The sequence below is a fragment of the Exiguobacterium sp. 8A genome, assembly GCF_902506275.1.
Classification (GTDB): domain Bacteria; phylum Bacillota; class Bacilli; order Exiguobacteriales; family Exiguobacteriaceae; genus Exiguobacterium; species Exiguobacterium profundum.
In genome coordinates this window covers 2,344,413-2,360,304 of record NZ_LR733630.1, presented here as the reverse complement: position 1 = coordinate 2,360,304, position 15,892 = coordinate 2,344,413, and the positions used below count along the sequence as shown (strand labels likewise).

Annotated in this window: 15 protein-coding genes, 1 riboswitch and 1 other annotated feature; of the genes, 8 read left to right on the top strand and 7 right to left on the bottom strand. The window is 48.3% G+C overall.

Annotation, left to right across the window (positions count from 1 at the left end; translation table 11 throughout):
* Window positions 1-222: 222 nt before the first annotated feature.
* From GVY42_RS12280 to GVY42_RS12270, 3 genes are all read left to right on the top strand, one after another.
* Window positions 223-489 carry a metal-sensitive transcriptional regulator gene (locus tag GVY42_RS12280; RefSeq protein ID WP_015880529.1) on the top strand — a complete coding sequence of 89 codons (267 nt, stop codon included), beginning with the start codon at window positions 223-225 and terminating at the stop codon, window positions 487-489.
* A 67-nt stretch (window positions 490-556) separates the two neighbouring features.
* The gene (locus GVY42_RS12275; RefSeq protein WP_026824494.1) at window positions 557-988 is read left to right on the top strand and encodes a YbjN domain-containing protein; all 432 of its coding nucleotides are present in this window, start codon (window positions 557-559) and stop codon (window positions 986-988) included.
* 91 nt (window positions 989-1,079) lie between these two features.
* A complete protein-coding gene (locus GVY42_RS12270) occupies window positions 1,080-2,027 on the top strand; it encodes a DUF4003 domain-containing protein (protein WP_159563367.1) in 948 nt (315 codons plus the stop codon).
* Here the strand turns inward: GVY42_RS12270 and GVY42_RS12265 are convergent.
* The 5 genes from GVY42_RS12265 to GVY42_RS12245 all read right to left on the bottom strand — a co-directional run bounded on the left by GVY42_RS12265 (window position 2,024) and on the right by GVY42_RS12245 (window position 7,057).
* Window positions 2,024-2,746 (bottom strand): YwiC-like family protein, encoded by a 723-nt coding sequence (locus tag GVY42_RS12265; RefSeq protein WP_159563366.1) that lies wholly within the window; start codon window positions 2,744-2,746, stop codon window positions 2,024-2,026. The genes GVY42_RS12270 and GVY42_RS12265 overlap by 4 nt on opposite strands.
* 108 nt (window positions 2,747-2,854) lie before the next feature.
* On the bottom strand, window positions 2,855-3,037 hold the full coding sequence (locus tag GVY42_RS12260) for a hypothetical protein (protein ID WP_031424424.1): 183 nt from the start codon (window positions 3,035-3,037) through the stop codon (window positions 2,855-2,857).
* Between the two features lie 123 nt (window positions 3,038-3,160).
* Window positions 3,161-3,793, bottom strand: coding sequence for a YitT family protein (locus tag GVY42_RS12255; RefSeq protein WP_031424422.1), 633 nt, complete (start codon window positions 3,791-3,793; stop codon window positions 3,161-3,163).
* Window positions 3,794-4,041: 248 nt separating this feature from the next.
* On the bottom strand, window positions 4,042-6,165 hold the full coding sequence (locus GVY42_RS12250; protein WP_159563365.1) for an MMPL family transporter: 2,124 nt from the start codon (window positions 6,163-6,165) through the stop codon (window positions 4,042-4,044).
* Between the two features lie 91 nt (window positions 6,166-6,256).
* Window positions 6,257-7,057, bottom strand: a complete 801-nt coding sequence (locus tag GVY42_RS12245; RefSeq protein ID WP_159563364.1) for a hypothetical protein — start codon at window positions 7,055-7,057, stop codon at window positions 6,257-6,259.
* A gap of 130 nt (window positions 7,058-7,187) precedes the next feature.
* Here GVY42_RS12245 and GVY42_RS12240 point away from each other — a divergent pair, with 130 nt between their 5' ends.
* Window positions 7,188-7,352 carry a YycC family protein gene (locus tag GVY42_RS12240; RefSeq protein ID WP_074034904.1) on the top strand — a complete coding sequence of 55 codons (165 nt, stop codon included), beginning with the start codon at window positions 7,188-7,190 and terminating at the stop codon, window positions 7,350-7,352.
* Window positions 7,353-7,366: 14 nt separating this feature from the next.
* On the opposite strand, the gene pulA is transcribed toward GVY42_RS12240, so the two are convergent.
* Window positions 7,367-9,364, bottom strand: a complete 1,998-nt coding sequence (pulA, locus tag GVY42_RS12235) for a type I pullulanase (RefSeq protein ID WP_159563363.1) — start codon at window positions 9,362-9,364, stop codon at window positions 7,367-7,369.
* 68 nt (window positions 9,365-9,432) lie between these two features.
* Here pulA and GVY42_RS12230 point away from each other — a divergent pair, with 68 nt between their 5' ends.
* Both GVY42_RS12230 and GVY42_RS12225 read left to right on the top strand, forming a co-directional pair.
* On the top strand, window positions 9,433-9,924 hold the full coding sequence (locus GVY42_RS12230; protein ID WP_074034908.1) for a YajQ family cyclic di-GMP-binding protein: 492 nt from the start codon (window positions 9,433-9,435) through the stop codon (window positions 9,922-9,924).
* Entirely contained in the window at window positions 9,921-10,499 is a 579-nt protein-coding gene (locus GVY42_RS12225) for a metallophosphoesterase (protein WP_159563362.1), read from the top strand. Before GVY42_RS12230 ends, GVY42_RS12225 begins: the two co-directional genes overlap by 4 nt.
* A gap of 44 nt (window positions 10,500-10,543) precedes the next feature.
* Here GVY42_RS12225 and argS read toward each other — a convergent pair whose 3' ends face one another.
* Window positions 10,544-12,226 (bottom strand): arginine--tRNA ligase, encoded by a 1,683-nt coding sequence (argS, locus tag GVY42_RS12220; protein WP_159563361.1) that lies wholly within the window; start codon window positions 12,224-12,226, stop codon window positions 10,544-10,546.
* A gap of 57 nt (window positions 12,227-12,283) precedes the next feature.
* Window positions 12,284-12,495 (bottom strand) — a binding site (T-box leader).
* 154 nt (window positions 12,496-12,649) lie between these two features.
* Here argS and GVY42_RS12215 point away from each other — a divergent pair.
* Window positions 12,650-14,329, top strand: coding sequence for a GGDEF domain-containing protein (locus GVY42_RS12215; RefSeq protein WP_159563360.1), 1,680 nt, complete (start codon window positions 12,650-12,652; stop codon window positions 14,327-14,329).
* Between the two features lie 98 nt (window positions 14,330-14,427).
* Window positions 14,428-14,523, top strand: a riboswitch (SAM riboswitch).
* Window positions 14,517-15,875 carry a Na+/H+ antiporter NhaC family protein gene (locus GVY42_RS12210; RefSeq protein WP_256369436.1) on the top strand — a complete coding sequence of 453 codons (1,359 nt, stop codon included), beginning with the start codon at window positions 14,517-14,519 and terminating at the stop codon, window positions 15,873-15,875. It overlaps the preceding riboswitch by 7 nt.
* The last annotated feature ends 17 nt before the right edge of the window (window positions 15,876-15,892 follow it).

The following is a 15,892-nucleotide window of genomic DNA, read 5'->3' as shown; positions in this document are numbered from 1 at the left end:
GCGTTCGACAAGTTTGTGATTTGTTGAACATTTCGCTTCCACGTCATTAATATACCCCCTTAGGTATTTAATTGCAAGAAATAAGTTTGACGAAATGTCGAATTTTTCAACATCATCCATTTGGATAGTTGATGCTCGACACATACTCCCCCATGTATTAAGATGAGCCTACACAATAAATAGTTGGGTAACTGAACAATTTTTCCTATAGAGGTGAATGATATGGAACCGTATGTATACGATGCAAAAGTATTGAATCGCATGAAACGAGTGGAAGGACAAATTCGTGCCATCATCCGGATGATGGAGGAAGGAAAAGAATGTCGCGATGTCGTGACGCAATTAAGTGCCGCACGTTCCGCACTCGATCGCGCTTCGACTATCATTGTGGCTAAGAACTTGGAACAATGTATCATCACCGCTCAAGCAGATGGCGAAGATACGTCCGAAACGGTGGAAGAAGCCATTAAAATGTTGATGAAACGCTAGTTCCCCTTGCTTTCCCTGTCCAAATGGGAGAAAGTTAGAGTAACGACTTACTAAGGGGGATTTCCTTGTGAACTTCGAAGAAAAAGTAGAATCATTTAAAGCGCTCGCCGCTGAACGCAACATGACGTTCAAAGAGAGCGACACTGAAACGCACGTCACGTTCTTGACGCGTGAAACAACAAAATCCGGGGCTCAGCCCGTTATGATTATCGCTTTTAACAAAAAGACGACAGATGCTGAGTTGTATGCCGCTACCGTCACGCACGTCCCAGATTACGTAGAAGATTTACCGATTCTTAATGCCTTGAACGAGTTCAACCAGGAGTTCAAATACTTCCGTTGTGTACTCGACAGCGATCGCGATGTCACACTCGCCTCGACACTCGACCTCGACCTCGGTTTCTCACCAGAGATCATCTTGCAACACTCATTCATGATGTTCCAAGCGGCCGATGAAGTGAACGAGTACATGCAAAAACTCTACACACAAGTACAATAATCAAAAGCCGTCCGGAAATGTTTCCGAGACGGCTTTTTTTGAAACATCTGATCGCCCCCGCTCGTATGATTGGACAAGGAGGCGATTCGACATGACACGATATGAACGATATGTAGAAGCACTAGAGGCCATCAAGACGGCAACAAAGTGGGAACTGACAGATGATTTCCGACGCTTGATGGCCGTTCATTACGCAATTCACGACACCCCGTTCGAGGCATCTCGATTTTCGAACGCACGCGATGTATTAAAACAAAAAACGAAGATGTTCTCGAAGTTTCGAGGCAGTCAAAACCTCGTCTGGCTCTCGTTTCTCGACGCCAAGTATGAGGACATCGGAACCGCAATCGACGAGGCGCTCCGTCTCGATACGTTACTCGACCGGAAACACTTCCGCTTCAGTTCACTACGTCCCTTTTTAGCGAATCAACTGATCAATGTCGAGGAACCCGACCGTCGGCTCGATGAGGCGACCGAACTATATCAAACGTTCAAACGACATCACCCTTGGTTGACAAGCGAGGAAGACTTATTATCGGCGCTCGTGCTCGTGCAAGCGTTTGACGATATCATTGATTTGAACGAACGCATCGAGCAACATTATGCATTATTGAAGGGACGGCTCCCGAAGTCAAACGAACTGCAACTCGTCTCGCACCTTTTGACGTTCAGCGAGTCCTCACCCGAAGAAGCAGTCTCTCGATTGCTCACATGGAAGTCTCAATTAGATGAAGTGCACATCTCGATTCGTCGCGAACACTTACCCGCACTCGCACTACTTAGCATTGTCACGGAACCGAATACGAGCGCGATTCATGCTATTCAGGAAATCGTAGGGGCCGAAAAAGACAAGCAGCGTTGGTTCAACACACATAGCGTGCTCATCGCACTTCAACTTGTAGCGGCCGAACGCATAACAAACGAGGCTAGCGACTTATTGCTCCACGGTACGTTTGCCCACTTATTGGCGATGCAACAAGCGGCGACCGCTGCCACGACTGCCGCCGTTATCGCTAGTACCTCATCAACCACAAATTAAATTAAGAGATTCATCGTGAGACACACCAGTACAAATACAGAGTTTGCGATTTCGACAATCCCAATCTTCATGATTGGGATTTTTTTGCCGTAGAACCAAATAGCACGAATCAAACTCGGGGCATATGCTAAAGCGAGCAGCGGATAACCGAGCGCAATGAACACGACGATTAACAGCATATGATACCCCCACGAAAGGTTACGATACGCGATGCTCTTCTTTTCCCGAATCATCGTCTTGACGAAAAAGATACTTCCGAGGAAATAGAGGTATGGCAAAACGAATACCCATGCACTTGTTTCATCCACGACGTGTGCTCCGTGGTAATAACTCGCCATTCCTCCAATACAGAATGAAGTGACGGCACTGACGTCATTCCATACGTTTCGCTCATCTTTGATTTTGGCAAAATAGGCGTTTGCGAGACCGAACGGAATCATTGCAAAAGCGAACCAGATGAGACTCCATTGCATCCATAACACTGGGATGATGGATAGTGTAGCAATCATCAGATAGATGATCACGGTGCGTAAAAGCTCACGCGATTTCTTTCGTTGCTTGATGTATTGGAATAAGAAGAATGTCCCCATATAGACAAACAACCATGCAATAGCAAAAGGCACATGTGTCCACACCCATCCCCCGACTGTCCCTCCAAGAACGAACGGTAAAATGAGCATCGACCATGCCCCATGCTGTGTTGGAATCATCCATTTCATCAACCATCACTCCTTCCCCCACTAGTGTAATGGATGGTGAGAGCATGCGCTGTGAGATTTACCACAAAAAGCGAAAAAGAAAATAGGCAGCGCCAGCCACCTATTTCATCACATAGCTTGTTTCTTATTTTTCGCATAGTTCGTTATGAACATGATTCCAATGACAGATAGCGTCAGCATTGCCAGACTGTTCACAATCGTTTTGAGCGTGTGCAGTCCTTCAAGGTTATTCATTACCATCACTGCCATAAGTAATGCGAGGATACTCAAGTTTACGATGTTACGGTTCATCTTCTCACCACCAGAAATTCAATCTATAGTTCATTGTACCACTCTCGATTTGTTAACAGTATTTTTTTTCCATCGAGATTCAAGCCAACCTAACTCGCTCTCACTCTTCATAAAAAAACGATCTCATGCGAGATCGTTTTTTGGTGTCCAATTTGGTGCGACGGGTGTCGCTTTCGGTTCGTCGACGACGAGCATCTTTGTGACGACCCTTCCGGCAATCGATACTGCGATGAGAGTATACAATGCGTTCGATAATGGTAAATAGATGAGTGAAATCCCAAGGACGATCACATCAAAAATAATCAGAATCGTACCGACCGACACACCTGTCCATTTCGATAAGCCAAGAGCGAATAAGTCATCGCCTCCGGTAGCCCCGCCTGACTTCAAGACAAGACCGAGACCATATCCGGTCACAATCCCACTCGCGATGGCCGCAAACAATGTTGCCGGCCATACTTGAATATCAAACGTGAGCAAGTCGAGACGGTCCCACATCGCATAACTAAGCGACAAGGACGAAGCGGCTAGTACCGCTTGCCCGACAAAACGCCATCCTCTCCACCACAAAGCGACGATAAAAAATGGGATGTCGAGCACGATCATCGAAATCGCCGGGTCGATATCAAATAAATAACGACCGAGTAGCGATAATCCGACGAACCCGCCTTCCGCCAAACCAAACTGTTCATTCAAATAATAATAACCGAACGCCATGATCAGCGTTCCGAGCACTATGGTAGCAACTCGTTTCATTCCGATTGTCCTCCCCGTTCTTGACGGAGAGGAGGATCCTCAGTCGTAGCTGCGGTTCCATCTGTTCCATCTCCGATCTTCCGTTTGTTGATTGATACACGTGTAAGCGATCAGTCAACGCTAGAAGTCCGGAAGTTGGAACAGAGGCCATGTCCTCTCGGTATCCATAAAGACCTTCCTTTCTCAAATTGCGCGTAATCTTGTACGTAGTTTACCACACATTTTGATTCAGTTCATGAATTTTACCTTTAGTGCATGTTACGTTTCGGTAAATCTTTCTTTCCGAACCACCACCAGTTCCAATCCCCGAACAGTTTCATGAGAGACGGAACGAGCAGGATCCGGATGATGGTCGCATCAATGAAGATGGCGAGCGCAATCCCCACACCAAGCTGTTTGATCGGGCTCACACCCGTGAAGGCGAACGCACCCGTCACGACGATCATAATGATGGCGGCTGAAGTGATGATTTTACTCGTCTTCGCAAGCCCCATCTCCGTCGCATAGTCATTGTCGCCTGTCTCGCGGTAATATTCCTCGATTCGCGAAACGAGAAATACCTCATAGTCCATCGACAATCCAAAGACGAGTGAGAAGATGAACACCGGTGTCAAAATACTGATTGTTTCTGCATCGTACACATAACCTGATTCAAAAATGATGACGAGTAAACCGAACGTCGCCCCAAGACCAAGCACGTTCATGAGAATCGCCTTGATTGGAATCAAGATGGATCGGAACGCCCACATGAGGATGAAGAAGGTTGCCAAGATGACGGTGATGACCGCATAGGGAATGCTGTCATAAATCTCATCATAAATCTCTTCATTGAAGGCTGCCGGTCCGCCGACTTCAAACCCTTTGTCTCGCCAATCGCGTACGAATGCTTGCGCTTCTTTGTCGCTCGGAGGTACATCGAAGCTGACATTCACGAGCGCCAAATCTGTATTCTCATCAAGGGTCACAAGTCGCTCAAGTGGGGCGAGTTGTTCTGGCGCCGCTTCGGCGAGTTGCGTAAACGTCTCAGGCGTCAATCCGGATGTCGTTAAGAAAGTCGAGACATTATCGACAATATCGACCTCGTTTAACTCATCTGTGAGACTCGTCAATTCCTCTAAAATCATCGGATCGGTCAAATCGTTCGCTTCAAACAGAAGGACCGCATCGGTCGAGTTATCCCCAAACACATCGTCCCATCGTTCGAGTGCCGCTCGTGATTCATATGAGGTAGGGAGCGCATCGGCGTCCGGAATGTTCAACTCTAGGTCGCGCACGAACCAAAGACTCGGGAGCAGGATCAACAAAGCAATGAGCGTCATCGTCACCGGACGTCTCATCACGAAGCGAGCAAGTTTTTGCCAGCGCTTTTCAGATTTCGTCTCATCTGTCTTGATGATTCGTCCTTTATTCAAGGCGTCACCGACTAAGTAAAGCGACGACGGCAACAAGGTCAGTGCAGATAGCACGGCCCCCGCGACGGCAATGAGGGCACCGAGCGCGACCGCCTGAAAGACATCTACTTGAATAAATAGGAGTCCGGCTAATCCGACAAAGACACATAGACCTGAAAAGAGAATCGAGCGTCCCGCCGTCGCTACCGTCCGGACAATCGCCTCTTCTCTCGATTGCCCGCGCGTTAACTCTTCCCGATACCGATTGACGAGTAACAGTGAAAAATCAATCCCAAGCGCAATCGCAATCATGGCGACGGCATTGAGAACAAAGATAGATAATTCCATGTTTTGTGCAAAAAAGAATAGCGATCCCGCTGCGACAATAAAGGTAATCAACCCGACGAGTAACGGCATGAGCGCGGCGAGCGGTGTGCCGAAAACAAGCAACAACACGAGAAGCGCGACCGGAATCCCAATCAACTCCGCTCGAATCAAGTCATTTTTCGAAGCTTCGTTTAAGTCATCCGCAAAGACCGGTTCTCCCGTCAAGCGGACTTCGGTATCCGTATCAACGATGAGCGCGTCTCGGACGGCATCGATCGAGGATTCCGCCGCATCATAATCTTCGAATTCCAGCACGAAATAGGATACGTCCCCTGAACGCGCGTCCGGATTCTCCGCCGGGGTAATCACGCCATCAATTGATGAAATTTCCCCAAAACGGTCTTGTTGTTCGTCCATGACCGCCTCCAGATTTCCTCCTTCAAATAAGACGATCATTGAAGCACCTGCTCGATCAAATCGTTCATTCAACTGATCTTCTACCTGTTGGAAACGTCCGTCTTGAATGGCAAATCCGTTTCCTCTCAACTCACCCGGGAGCTGTAGCCCGAAATAAACTGAACCCGCGAGTAAAATCGCCCATATGAGTAATACGCCATACCGAAAACGAACCAACTGCCTACCTAACCATTCCATTGATGTCACTCCTCCCTGTCTATCCATCTACTTCCCGTTTCTCGATTCATTCATCATCACTTCACAAAAAATTCCTGAACCTAAGTTCGGTTCAGGACTCTTGTCGTTCAAAGACTTGAAGCCAGCTATGACAAAATCGAGGTGGTGCGGACAAGACGACGAGTCGATCCCCTCGTTCATCTAACAGCATTACCTTCAATAATTGGGTGTCTGCACACACGCTTGAGCAAAATAATTCTTCCTCTCGATGAAACAGTTGGAACGACTCTGTCGATGTGATCGCCGTCGTTTCTCCCACTTGATCGAGAATGACCGTGTCGCGGTTTCCTTCGTATGGAATGCGCCAGGTTTCTTTCGTCTTCACATTTTCAACTAAAAAATGATGAGTTCGTTCATCGAACAATGTCACACACGTTTCAGGTGTGAATCGTTCAAAATCATACGTCCCTTGATACGCTAGCTCGATGATGTTCCCAAAGACAGGGACTTCTTCATAGCGGCTATATCGAAACGTATGATCATGGAGGTTCAAGGCTACGACATCCGATTCGGCTGAATATAAGAAGATGTCATCGCCTTGCCAATAGTGCAAATTGCTAAACCAGTCTCCGTTGAATCGTTGAGGGATCGCATGCGTCTCCATCTGTCCTCGTTGTAAATCAATGACTCCGTAAAGTCCTTTTTCCTGGAACCATGCCACGGCACGTCTTGCATTCGGCTCCACATATAGGGCGCATGGTGTCCATTTCCAGTCGATCTCCCAGCGAATTTGAGACGACTCGTCAAAGAACAAAAATCCAGTTTGCGCCAAGTACAACATCCAACCTTCACCTACACGTTCTAGCCATTCGATCGTTTGATGAAATTGAAAGTCTGCTGTTTGTTTGTACATTTGATCACTTCCTAGTTTCAGCTTAGCAACGACCGAAACGAAATTCGATTTTGAATGTGTTCATTCAACACATTTTCGATTTTCCTGTATACTGACGGTAAAGACATATCGTTTAGAAAGGAGACCTTCCATGCGTCCATTACAACTATCACCAGAGACCGCAGTTGAACTCGCAAAAAAATTAAACGTCCCCCTCGAGGAACTGATGCATATGCCAAAACACATCCTCGTTCAAAAAATGATGCAACTCGAGGCATCTCAAACAGAGGAAGACACACCAAAGGAGACGGATTAACGTCTCCTTTTTGGTTACTGCTCTTTGCGTTTCCGCTTTCTCGATACATACCAGAGACCACCGATTACAGCGAGGGCCGCACCACCGGCAACAGCGTACTTGCTGTAATCTGGGCGACGTTCGGTTACGACTAGTGTAGAGAGTGGAGCGACCGTCATATGACGGTCCTCGACTTGACGTGGCGCCGTCAGATTAACGGTATGGTCCTCCACGTTCACCTCGAACTTGCCAGATGGAAGTTTGACCTCAACCGCCTCCTCGAGTGCGTTGTGGTAGACGATATGTCGTTCTACATATCCTTCCACATGACGGCTCAATTCAAAGGCAATCACACCCTCTGCTTCATCAAAGAAACGCAAGTGTTTGCGAATCTGTTCCGTGTTCTCGAGTCGGAAGAGCGGATATTGCTTACGCAGACGCAAGAGGCCTTTCACATATTCCACACTTGGCGCTTCTTGCTCCGCCCGGTTCCAGTCCATACGGTTGATGACTTCGCCTGAATTGAAGCTATTCTCATCCCCGTCTTTTGTCCGGAAAAATTCCTGTCCACTGTGAAGGAATGGAATCCCTTGACTTAGGAGCACAATCGACGTCGCCAAACGGTGGCGACGGCGACGTGTCGTCTCGTCATCTTCCGGATTCGTCACGGATAACTTGTCCCAAAGCGTCAAATTGTCATGACATTCTACATAGTTGACGACCTGGTTCGGCTCATCAGCGAAACTTTGGCTCGTGATGCCACCAGCAATCCCTCGTTTCACATCTGCTGTCATATCCGTGTTTCCACTCACCCAGCCCGGTAAGTCTTCGATGAAGACGTCTCCTCGGACACCGTCTCGAATCCCATCATTGAATTGGGCGATGCGTGGCATCTTATGCGCATTATGCTGATTCGCTTTTTTACGAACCGGGAGCGGTGTATCCAAATCCCACCCTTCCCCGATGACAAGAATCGATGGGTCGACGCGGTCGAGCGCTTTCCGAATCTGGTTCATCGTTTTGACGTCATGGAGTCCCATCAAATCGAAGCGGAACCCATCAATCATGAATTCTTTCGCCCAGTACGTGACACACTCGACCATGAGCTTACGCATCATCGCACGCTCGGATGCCGTGTCATTCCCACATGCCGAACCATCCGCGAGTGTTCCGTCTTCGTTTAAGCGATAGTAATAGTCCGGGACGAATTGCCCGAGCGGTGTTGTCAACGCATCATACGTGTGGTTGAAGACAACGTCCATGATGACCCGGATGCCTCGATCGTGGAGCGCTTGAATCAGTGCCTTCAATTCGACAATTCGCGTCGCCGGGTCATCTGCCGACGAGGCGTAAGATCCTTCGACCGCAAAGTAATGAACCGGATCGTAACCCCAGTTATAATTGTCTTCCCCTTCACGTGACTCATTCACCGAGCCGTAGTCAAAGAACGGCATTAATTGGAGATGAGTGATTCCAAGCGAGGTAATATAATCGAGTCCGGTCGGGTAACCGCTCGTGGTCGTCGTACCCGTCTCGGTCATCCCTAAGAACTTCCCACGGTGCGTCGCCCCACTCTCTGGGTGACTCGTCAAATCACGGACGTGCGCCTCATAGATGACCGCCTCTTGTGAAGAATTGAATAGCGGACGTTCTTTGATCCAATGGTCCGGGTTCAAAGATGCCGGATCGAGCAGACATCCTCGTTTCCCATTCACTCCGACGACTTTCGCATACGGATCGAGCGACTCTACTTTTTTCCCATCAATCAGCGCTTCAAATACATAAAATTGACCTTCGAATAAGGCACGGTCGAGTTCGATCACCCACGTCCCCTTCTCAGCCGGCTCGAGCTCGAGTCGTTCAAACTTACGGGCACGGGCTGTTCGATACAACTTGACCGACATCTGTTCCGCTACCGGAGACCAAACTCGTAGTCGAATCTGTTCCCCTTTGAACGTCACCCCTAGGTCTTTCCCGTGATAGGCAACGTGATCTAAGTCTGCATGTGTGTGTTGATCCATTGTACGTTCCATCTCTTCACTCCTTCACTGCTTCAAATCTGCTATCATTATAACAAAACCACACAAAGGATGGATGAAACATGGCAAAAGACAATTCTTTCGATATCGTGTCAGAAATGAATCTTGAAGAAGTAAAGAACGCAATCCAAATTGCGGAAAAGGAAATTTTGAACCGTTATGACTTCAAAGGGTCAAAGAGTGAGATGTCCCTCGACAGTGGCGACCTCGTCCTCATCTCGGATGACGACTATAAACTCGAGCAATTAAAAGACGTCTTGATCACGAAATTGATCAAACGCGGTGTCCCGACGAAAAACCTCGACTATCAAAAAGTAGAGAACGCACTCGGCGGCACGGTTCGCCAACGTGTGAAATTGAAAAGCGGCATCGACAAAGACGACGCGAAGAAAATCAACAACGCCATCAAGGAATCAAAACTAAAAGTCAAATCGCAAATCCAGGACGACCAAATTCGCGTGACAGGTAAGTCGCGTGACGATCTCCAGGCCGTCATGCAACTCGTACGTGAACTTGAATTGTCCGTCGATGCCCAATTTACGAACTTCCGATGAAACTCGCCATCATCAGTGACCCGCACGGTTCGTTTGATGATTTAAAGGCCGTCCTGGATGACGTTCGTCGCGAAACCGAGCATATTCTCTGTCTCGGGGACCTCTACGAATGCCATGTTGGCAAAAAACGACGTCACGAGCGCTTTCATCATGTGGAAGACGTCGTGACGTACGACCCAAATTATGAAGCGTTACTCACATTCCCGAGTCTACGAGGCAATCAGGAAGAGCGAATCGACGAGGTGCTCGTAATCGACCATCCTGTGAAAACACGGATTTCGTTATTGCCGGAACAGACGACTCTCGAGGAAGCACGCTTTTTACATGGACATCAAGTGAAGTGGAATAAAGACTGGGAACCGATGGTCGAGAAAGGAAAATACCCACTCGTCTTCATCGGACACAGTCACATCCCCGGGATTTACCGAAAGGGAACCTCTCTGCCGTGGGAACTCGGGACACCGTTCCATTTGAAGAAAAAACGATATGTCATTAACGTCGGCGCCGTCATCTTCGATCGGGAATGGTGTCTATATGACACGGAAGCCCGAACGGTCACGCGGATGAAAGCATGAATACAAAAAAGGACCTCAATTTTTTTGAGGTCCTTTCGTCTGTCTTACATTTCTTCCGGAGCTTCGACACCGAGTAAACGGAGCCCTTCTGTCAATACGAGCGTCACTGTCTTGACGAGAGCGAGACGCGATTGTTTGCTCGCATCTTCTTCTAGGACGCGGACGTGACCGTAGTACTTGTTGAACGCTTGCGCGAGGTCGAGTACATAGCGGCTGATGATTGATGGTTCGCGGCGTTCATGCGCACGCGTGATGACGTGTGGGAACGCATTGAGCATCGTGACGACACCCCATGAGTAGTCATCGTCTGCACCAGTGAATGGTGAGCCGTCATAGTTTCCTTTACGAAGGAGTGAGTTCGCACGAGCGTTCGTGTATTGAACGTAAGGTCCTGTCTCTCCTTCGAACTTGAGCATGCTGTCGAGATCGAACTCGATGTTGTTGATGCGTTCGTTTTTCAAATCGTGGAAGACGACAGCGCCGACACCGACCATGCGGGCAACGTCTTGTGCGTTCGCAAGATCCGGGTTCTTCTGCTCGATGTTCGCCTGCGCTTTCTCGATTGCCTCTTTCAAGACTTCCTCAAGAAGAACGATGCGCCCTTTACGTGTCGACATCTTCTTCCCTTCTTGCAAGATCAAGCCGAACGGCACGTGATGCATGCCATCAACAAAGTCATATCCAAGCTTACGAAGGACCGAGAAGAGTTGTTTGAAATGGAGCGCCTGTTCGCCACCGACGACATAGTTCGCTTGAACGAAGTTGTACGTCTCGTAACGATAGATTGCCGCTGCCAAATCACGTGTCGCGTACAACGTCGCGCCATCTTTTTTCTTGATCAAGCAAGGTGGCAAGTTCTCCTCTTCGAGCGAGACGACCATCGCCCCTTCACTTTCCACTAAGAGGTTTTTCGCTTCTAGCATCTCGACGACGCGTCCCATTTTATCGTTATAGAACGCTTCCCCGTTGAAGCTTTCGAATTTCACTCCAAGAAGGTCATATACTTTCTGGAACTCTTTGAGCGACTCGTCACGGAACCACTGCCAAAGCTCTGTCGCTTCCGCATCACCATCTTCAAGCTTTTTGAACCAAGCACGGCCTTCGTCTTCGAGTTCTGGTTGTGTCTTCGCCTCTTCGTGGAAATGGACGTATAATTTCAAGAGTTCTGCGATTGGATTGGCGCGTACCGCTTCCTCATCGCCCCACTTCTTGTAGGCGACCATCAATTTCCCGAACTGAGTGCCCCAGTCCCCAAGGTGGTTGACGCCGACGACGTCATATCCGTTTTTACGTGCGATTTGGTTGATCGCATTCCCAATCACCGTCGAACGCAAGTGACCCATCGAGAACGGCTTCGCAATGTTTGGTGACGAGAAGTCCGTCACAATCGTTTCATTGCGTGCTTCGTGTGTCGCATATTCCGATTTTTCCTCAAGCACGGTGTTGATGATTTCTTTTGATACAACATCACGGCTCAAGAAGACGTTGACGTAAGGTCCCGCCGCCTCCACTTTCGTGAACAATTCATCGTCCAATTCATTTGCGATATCTGTCGCAATCATGACAGGTGCTTTTCGGTAAGCTTTCGCCAATTGGAAACACGGGAACGCGAGATCACCGTGCGCCTCGTGTTTTGGCTTCTCAATCAATGCTTCAATTTGGTCAATCGTGAGTTCTTCACCGATGACACGGGATAGTGCTTCTGCATATTTGCGTTCATAACTCATCTGTATGTCCTCCTTCTTCAATAACAACTCATAAAAAAAACGCCCTTTGCATAGATGCAAAGAGACGGGAATTCCCGCGGTACCACTCTTCTTGCCTGCATGATGCAGACCGCTTTATGGTGATAACGGTTCCCTCCGGCTATGCCTACTCTCGTTTCGGATAGCATCTCAAAAGTGCGTTTCGCGACGTTTGTCAGCCCAGGCTCTCACCAATCCCCAGGTCGCTTTGTTGACTAAACCATCGTTACTCTCTTTTTCATCGACTTTCGTCTATGCGGTTGAAAAGCAACTTCATTATAGAGGATATTCCCTGTATACTCAATGCTAGAATTCAAGCATGATAAAAGAAAGGCAGGACTCGCACGAAATCATGACGAATCTTTACTATTATATCTTGAAATGTCCCATGCTAGGAGGGAACACATGAACCACTTTCGCAAGATGTCCATGCTCGGTTGGAGTATATGGAGTGTTTTGTTCTGCTTCACCATCGGATTATTTGCATTGGATGTGCTGCACGCCCCGACCATTGATCCGTTGTCCTTTATTTTAATCTCATTACTCGTCATCATCTTTCAACTCGATTCAATCGAAGTCAAAGGTGTGTACTTCACATTCTCTGAGAGTATCGTATTAATTCTTTTTCTATTCTTTGGATTTGAAACAGCACTCATCGTCAACCAGATTGGATTATTCGTCTTTCAATTCGCCAATTTGAGACCAAAAGTCGCCATACGCCGTTTTCGCTTCACCTATCCGTGGAACGCCATTACGGCATACTTAGAAATTGTCATTCCCGCTACCGTCTATCTCGCCCTCGGTGGGGAGACTGGGATCGATTTCTATTCGAAAGAATCATTCATTCCGCTTGCCGGGTTATTTCTTGCCATCTTCTTAAACACCGTATTTCAAAAATACCAGGTGAGATGGTGGTTCCGCGTTGATATCGGGTTGAGTGACTTTTTGAAGATCGCCTTCTACACATACGTCGTCAGTTTGATTTTCATCTTAGCCGCAGCATTTTTCCGAGAGACGAATTTACTTGTCGTGAGCAGTATCGCGGCAGCGCTGACCTTCTTCATCAAACGACTCCTCATTCAAAAGGGACGACAGGATGCGTATAAATCTCTGATTGAACAGTACGACGAAGCGAAAGAAGCCGTCTCTTTGTCTCAGAGCGAAGCGCAAGCCATTGAAGTCTTTTTAAGTCAGTGCGAACAATTGAACCATTACGATGAAGGATATATCGAGTTCAAGCTATTCAATCGCACACTCTATTTCGACTTGAAGACACGTCAACCGATTGATCGCCCTATCGTATTTGCGCTACTGGATATCAGTCAACCTGTCGAGCCTGTCCTTGACTACGAGATGCGATTTGAGTGGGATGCTTCATTGTCTGACGCTTTCCATGACGACTACCATAGCTTCGTCTCAATTCGTTCGGAAGAGATCGAGGGAATCCGAACATGGATCGTGATGACAGGAGAACCTGTATATGGGTATCCGAAGATTATCCAACAAGAAATCCTCAAGTTGCTCAAGTCGTTCAACCGGACCATCAGCCGCTGTCATGAACGAGATCGTCTGTATACCGAGAGCCGGACGGATAGTTTGACTCTCCTCGCCAATGCCCGCGCCTTCTACGAATACGGGATTCAACAAATATCCGACATCTCGATGTATCCGATCTCGGTCGCCATGCTCGACATCGATTTCTTTAAAAAAATCAATGATACGTATGGCCATCAAGTCGGTGACCAAGTGTTGCAGGAATTTGGTCGACGTATCCGGCAAGCCCTTCGCGCTGATGACTTTGCCGCCCGTTATGGTGGGGAAGAGTTTATCTTGCTTCTCAATCATTGTGACATGTCTCAAGCCGTTGACATTGCAGAAAGAATTCGCCAGCAAATCGAAGCGAAACCGTTCCTTGTCGATCATCATGAGATTTCTGTGACTGCGTCCATCGGGATCGATACAATCGATGCGTTTGGAAATAAGCGATTAGACGATACGATTCGAAACGCGGACCGTGCGCTATATGTCGGTGGGAAATACGCGGGACGTAACCGTGTGGCGCACTTCAACAATTTAACGACGTAAACTCCCCTTTCTCACATCGAATTGGGGAGTTTTTAAGTTGACAAGCGGACTTGAAACAGGTACGTTAGGGAACGTGTTTACTAATTGGATAGATTCACTTTTTATCGAGAGAGACGGAGGGACTGGCCCTGAGAAGTCTCGGCAGCGGGGAACCTGTGCCAAATCCAGCGGGCGTATTGCTCGAAAGATGAAAAGGGTATTTCGCACGAAGGACCTTTTTCTCAGAAAAGGGTCCTTTTTATTTTTTAGTGAGGTGATTATTTTGGAACAACCAACAGCAAACAAATGGGCACTCTTGCCGTTACTCGTCTTCTTACTCTTCTTCATCGGGGCGGGTGTCTATTACGGAGACTTTTATAAGTTTCCGGTACTCGTCGCGGCCATCATCGCCTTGATGGTTGCGGCATTCATGACAAAAGGAAGTGCCACCCAAACCGTCGAGCGCATCGCGCAAGGAGCCGGCAATCCGGGCATCATCATCATGATTTTCATTTTCTTACTGGCTGGCGCCTTTTCAACGGTAGCGGAAGCCATCGGGGCAATCGATGCAACGGTCAACGCCGCCTTGACTCTATTACCACCTTCGCTTCTCTTGAGCGGACTCTTCGTCATCGCCGCCTTCATTTCAATGGCGATGGGAACGTCGACGGGTACAATTGCGGCACTTGCACCGATCGCCCTCGGTATCCATGAAGAGAGTGGCGTCAATGTCGCCATCGCTGCCGCAGCCGTTGTCGGAGGGGCGATGTTCGGGGACAATCTCTCGTTCATCTCAGACACGACCATCGCTGCCGTCCGGACGCAACGAACGAACATGCGTGATAAATTCCGCACGAACTTCTGGATCGTGTTACCGGCCGCCATCATCACGACGGTTTTACTCGCCGTCTTGTCAAATGGGGAGTCAACGGTCGATGTCGCCGCATTCGAATGGTACAAACTGATTCCGTATCTTGCCGTCATCGGACTCGCATTGACAGGATTAAACGTCATTTTGGTTCTGTTAGGTGGCATCACGCTCACCGGCATCATCGGTCTTCTAGATGGAAGCCTATCCGTCACGGCGTTTGTGACAGCTATTGCGGACGGGATGATTGGCATGGCCGAAATTTCATTCCTGACATTACTCATGGGTGGACTCGTCGGTCTCATCTCACACAACGGCGGACTCACGTATTTACGTGACGCGTTGACATCTCGTATTCAAAAACGTGCCGGTGCCGAATGGAGCATCGCCGGACTTGTCAGTGCGACAAACGTAGCGACGGCGAACAATACGATTTCCATTCTCGTAGCCGGTCCACTTGCAGCGAACATCGCGGACGAGTATGACATCGAACGGAAGAAATCAGCAAGCGTACTCGACATCTTCTCATGTGGGGTACAAGGGATTCTTCCGTACGGAGCTCAATTACTCATCGCTGCAGAATTGACGAAGACCGCATCGCCGGACCTCGTCCCGTTCATGTTCTATCCGTTCCTACTCTTTATTTGTGGAGGAATCGCCATCGCATTCAATTTCCCACGTTTTAAAAAACAGTCATAAGTGAAAACACCCCTTGT